Source organism: Okeania sp. SIO3B5 (assembly GCF_010692555.1).
GTDB lineage: Bacteria > Cyanobacteriota > Cyanobacteriia > Cyanobacteriales > Microcoleaceae > Okeania.
Genome location: NZ_JAAHHG010000635.1, coordinates 1 through 5,170 on the forward strand (window position 1 = coordinate 1; position 5,170 = coordinate 5,170).

Annotated in this window: 3 protein-coding genes; all 3 read left to right on the forward strand. The window is 37.5% G+C overall.

Features of this window, described 5'->3' with window-relative positions; all coding sequences use genetic code 11:
- Positions 1 to 589: 589 nt before the first annotated feature.
- Positions 590 to 2,047, forward strand: a complete 1,458-nt coding sequence (gene gatA / locus F6K54_RS39865; protein WP_293089857.1) for an Asp-tRNA(Asn)/Glu-tRNA(Gln) amidotransferase subunit GatA — start codon at positions 590 to 592, stop codon at positions 2,045 to 2,047.
- A gap of 85 nt (positions 2,048 to 2,132) precedes the next feature.
- Complete coding sequence (locus F6K54_RS39870; RefSeq protein WP_293089859.1) at positions 2,133 to 3,035, forward strand: alpha/beta hydrolase; 903 nt, start codon at positions 2,133 to 2,135, stop codon at positions 3,033 to 3,035.
- A 245-nt stretch (positions 3,036 to 3,280) separates the two neighbouring features.
- Complete coding sequence (locus F6K54_RS39875; protein ID WP_293089861.1) at positions 3,281 to 4,486, forward strand: retropepsin-like aspartic protease; 1,206 nt, start codon at positions 3,281 to 3,283, stop codon at positions 4,484 to 4,486.
- The last annotated feature ends 684 nt before the right edge of the window (positions 4,487 to 5,170 follow it).

Genomic DNA, 5,170 nt, shown 5'->3' on the forward strand with positions numbered 1-5,170 from the left:
TATATTATGGCTAGTGACGAAAAAATTAAACCCCTATTTTGGATTGGGGATTCATTGAAAAATTTAAGAGAGTTTCCTGAGTCCGTAAAAGATCAGATTGGATTTGCTTTATATCAAGGACAAGTAGCCTGAAGCTCTGCATGAGTAATGATTAAAGATATTGAGACAGGGGAATTTTTTCCGACTGTTGCCTGTTGCCTGTTGCCTATTCCCTGTTGCCTGTTGCCTGTTGCCTGTTGCCTGTTGCCTGTTGCCTATTCCCTATTCCCTGTTCCCTGTTCCCTGTCAAAAATTAAAAGTTAAAAGTCAAAAGTTTAGAAGTTAAAAATCAAAAGTCAAAAATCAGAAGTTATCCCTGAAGCTCTGCATGAGTAATGATTAAAGATATTGAGATAGGGGAATTTTTTTCCAACTGTTGCCTGTTGCCTGTTGCCTATTCCCTATTCCCTATTCCCTGTTGCCTGTTGCCTGTTGCCTGTTGCCTGTTGCCTATTCCCTATTCCCTATTCCCTGCTATAGAAATTATTTTTAGTTAATTCGATATAACCGTATAATCTAATAGCTGAACTTTAGGAACAATGGTATAGGCATGGCATCCATTAGCGAGCTGCATCAACAACTAATAAGTAAAGAACGCTCTGCTGTAGAAATTACCCAAGAGGCCCTAAAACGCATCAGCCAGTTGGAGCCAAAGTTGAAAAGCTTTATCTGTGTTACGGCAGAAAAGGCCATAGAACAGGCTCGTCAGGTGGATGCCCAAATTGCTGCAGGAGAGAAAATTGGACAATTAGCAGGGATTCCTATTGCTTTGAAGGACAATATGTGTACCCGAGGTATCCCTACTACTTGTGGTTCTAAGATTCTAGAAAATTTTATTCCCCCTTATGAATCAACTGTGACTCAAAAACTTTTAGATTCTGGCGCAGTTATTCTGGGTAAGACAAATCTAGATGAATTTGCCATGGGTAGTTCGACGGAAAATTCTGCTTATCAAGTTACGGCTAACCCATGGGATGTGGAACGAGTACCTGGTGGTTCTTCTGGGGGTTCGGCCGCAGCAGTGGCATCTGAAGAGTCTGTAGTTGCATTGGGTTCAGATACTGGTGGTTCTATTCGTCAACCAGCATCTTTTTGTGGTGTGGTAGGCATGAAACCTACTTATGGTCTGGTTTCTCGCTATGGGTTGGTGGCTTTTGCTTCTTCTTTAGACCAAATAGGGCCTTTTGGTAGGACTGTTGAAGATGCTGCAATTTTGTTGCAGGCGATCGCTGGTTATGACCCGAAAGATTCTACAAGTCTTAATGTGTCTATCCCGAATTATACGAGGAACCTGAGACCAAATTTAAGACCAAAAGGGCAAATTAGAATTGGTCTAATTCAAGAAACTTTTGGTGAAGGTTTAGATTCAGTTGTTAATCAAGCTTTTACTAAGGCAGTGGAACAGCTACAGGAGTTGGGGGCTGAAATTCAGGTGGTTTCTTGTCCCCGGTTCCGCTACGGTTTGCCTACTTATTATATTATTGCTCCATCGGAAGCTTCAGCAAATTTAGCTCGTTATGATGGGGTGAAATATGGTTTCCGCGCTCCTAAGTCGGAAAATCTTTTGGAGATGTATGCTCAGACTCGTGCTGAGGGTTTTGGTACGGAAGTTAAGCGCCGAATTATGATTGGTACTTATGCTTTGTCGGCTGGATATTATGATGCTTATTATCTTAAGGCTCAAAAAGTCCGGACTTTGATTAAGGAAGATTTTGATAAGGCTTTTGCTCAGGTAGATATTTTGGCTTGTCCCACTGCTCCGACTACTGCTTTTAAGGCGGGTGAAAAGACTGATGATCCACTGAGTATGTATTTGTCTGATTTAATGACTATCCCAGTTAATTTAGCTGGTTTACCTGCTTTGAGTTTACCTTGTGGCTTTGATGAACAAGGTTTACCTATTGGTATGCAATTAATTGGTAATGTTTTGAAGGAAGCTTTATTATTTGAAGTTGCTTATGTTTATGAACAATCTAATGATTGGCGTAAACGTCTGCCTCGGCTTTAGAAAGTTAGTTTTTAGTTATTAGTTATGAGGCGTTAGGTGTTGAGGAAATTATTGGTTAATCAAAACCTAACTGCCGATTTTTATTATGTGGCAATTTCATTATTTTTTAGTTGCAAAGTTGATTTTAATTATTGGGATAGTTTTGGCGATCGCTTATGTTGCTGTCTGTATATTTTTGGTATTGTTACAGCAGCGATTTATGTTTTTCCCTAGTTCTGTTATCAAAATAACGCCGAAAGATGTAAATCTTTCCTACGAAGATGTGTGGTTATCTGCCTCTAAGAGAAAAGGTAAGTTAGAGCAAATACATGGATGGTGGATACCTGCTAATTATGACACACCAAATTTTCAGGGTGTGCTGTTATATTTGCATGGTAATGGTATTAATATCGGAGCGAATGTTGAACCAGCTTATAGATTTCAGAAATTAGGTTTTGATGTTTTATTGATAGATTATCGTGGTTATGGGCTAAGTACAGGGAATTTCCCTAGTGAAGCACAGATTTATCAAGATGTAGAAATTGTCTGGAAGTATTTAGTTAATCAAAGAAAAGTTAATCCGCAAAATATACTGGTTTATGGTCATTCTTTGGGAGGTGCTATTGCTGTTGAGTTGGCTATAAGACATCCGAAAATGGCTGGATTAATTATTCAAAGTTCTTTTACTTCTATGCAAGGGATGGTGGATTATAGGGGAGGAATGTATAGAATTTTTCCCATAAAGTTAATCTTACATCAAATATTTGACTCAATTACAAAGTTACGGAAATTAGATATACCTATTATGTTAATTCATGGCAGGGAAGATGGATCGGTTCCTGCCTATATGAGCGAACAATTATTTGCAGTTACTCCTGCTAAAATTAAAGATTTATATATAGTTCCAGGTGCAGATCATAATAATGTTGCTGCTATTGCTGGTGATGAGTATTTAGAGCGACTTAATAAGTTTATTAATCGATTAAAGGTGGTAGGTGGTAGGTTTTAGGTGGTAGGTTTTAGGTGGTAGGTTTTAGGTTTTAGACCAATTTTATGTCAGGTGGCACAGAATTAGTTGCTAGTGCAGGATGGCAGAAATAACTAACCAGTTACAAAATCCTAAAAGTCTTACCAATCAATAACTTTTGACTGTCTTGAGTGCGTCTTACATTCTGAGGTTTCCTCAGAATTACGCACTCGATGAATGACTTTTGACTTCCGTGTAGCGGTGCTAGCTAAAGCAGATTGAATATTATGCCAAAAATTACCTCAATTAAATTAACCTCAATTAAATTAATTATTTCAGCTATAGGAATTATTGGTTTTATTTTTGCACCTCAGCCCAATTTTACTGAACAAAATTATCCTACCGCCCTTGCTCAAATACCATCATCAAAACCTAGTGGACTATCCCAAGAAGTTCTACAAGAACTCACTCAATGTGTCAGAGAAATAGTTAAACCCACAGAAGCATCTTTAGAAGCAATACAAGTAGCTTCTATGCAATGCACAATGAGAGTAATAATGTTATCTCCAGATGGTAAATTTCGCCCTGATGCTAATCAAAGAATGGAAGCATTATTAGAAATAAGTGGAGCTAGTTTACCAGGAATTCTGAGTCAAGGAAAAGCTACTGTTAAGCTTGAAAAACTTACAAATAGTCAGGTATTTACTCTTCCAGTAATAGTGGCAGGGGAAACTAAAAATTTTTTATTAGATACAGGTGCTTCTAATACAATTATAGAAAGCAAAATAGCTGAAAATTTGGGTTTAGCAAGTACTCCTATTCCCAATGATTTATTATCTTATTTTGTTGTTGGTGATGACTGTTCAAATGTTAATGCTAATATCCATACTTTACCTACGATAAAAGTTGATGCAGCTACAGTAAAAGGTTTGCAAGGAATGGGTTTATCTAAAACAGCTATTCCTGGTAATTTATCAGGTGTTTTAGGTTTAGATTTTCTGAAAGGTTTTGATGTAATTATTAATCCTCAAACTTCCCAGTTGGAGTTACTACCTCCTTCTTCTTCTGTTAATAATGCTATTCCTTTGATAGGTAGAATGGGAGTTATGTTGGCTGAGGTAAAAATTAATGGTAAAGGACCTTTTTTGTTTCTATTAGATACAGGAGCAGATTTAATGGTTTTATCTCAGAATTTAGCTAATGAATTAGGAGTGGATCTTGCTGATGCAGAAAAAATAGATGTTTTAGGATTTTGTGGTACTGAAATTGCTCATAAAACCAAGTTGGATACTGTGAGTTTACAACAGTATGAAGTATCTCAATTAGATGGGGTAATTATTGATAATCAAATTCTTGATTTAATAGGTATTGATGGGATTGTTGGTCAGAATTTTCTTAGTCGTTATCAGCAACATTGGCGATTTGATAAGTCTAATAATTTGGGATTTCCAGAAACGGGAAGCTTACTTTTAACTCCTCTAGAGAATGATTAAATGTAGGAAGAAGGAAGAAGGAAGAAGGAAGAAGGAAGAAGAGGAGAAGGAAGAAGAGGAGAAAGTTTTTGTTCTAGTCAGCAGAACGGAGTTCTATCGCTAATTAGGGTTTGCTGAAAAAGTCTTATGGGTGAGGGTAGGAGACAGGAGACAACCCACCCCTAACCCCTCCGGTGGAGGGGAAGACAGGAGACAGGATAAATAGGTACTTAGAGCAGGTAGGAGTAAGAATTGTCAATTTGGGATTTTTCTGCCCAACTATGCGCCTAAAATACTAATTTTTTGAGGGTTTTAGACTGAAACAGGTGCACTTTTTAAAGACCCCAAAAAGGCTAAAACCAATATCAGTAAATACTTTTAGATTTAATCAGCAAGCCCTAATGATACCATTTCTAAAAAACTTTTCTACATTTTGTTGAGCAGGAAACCAACCCCTTGCCCCTCCCCCTCCGGTGGAGGGGAAGCAAACATAAGAATAATTAAGATTAATTTAGCTAAAATTAGCAAAAAAGTGATTTTGCCTGTGCTGATTAATTGATAACTGAAGTATTGCCCAAGTATAGCAATAATGCATGGGAATTGGTATTATCCGGAAATGATATAGCATTTCTTAGTTTCATGAAGTACACCTAATCTTTATTTCTTTCCTATTCCCTATTCCCTGTTCCCTGTTCCCTGTTCCCA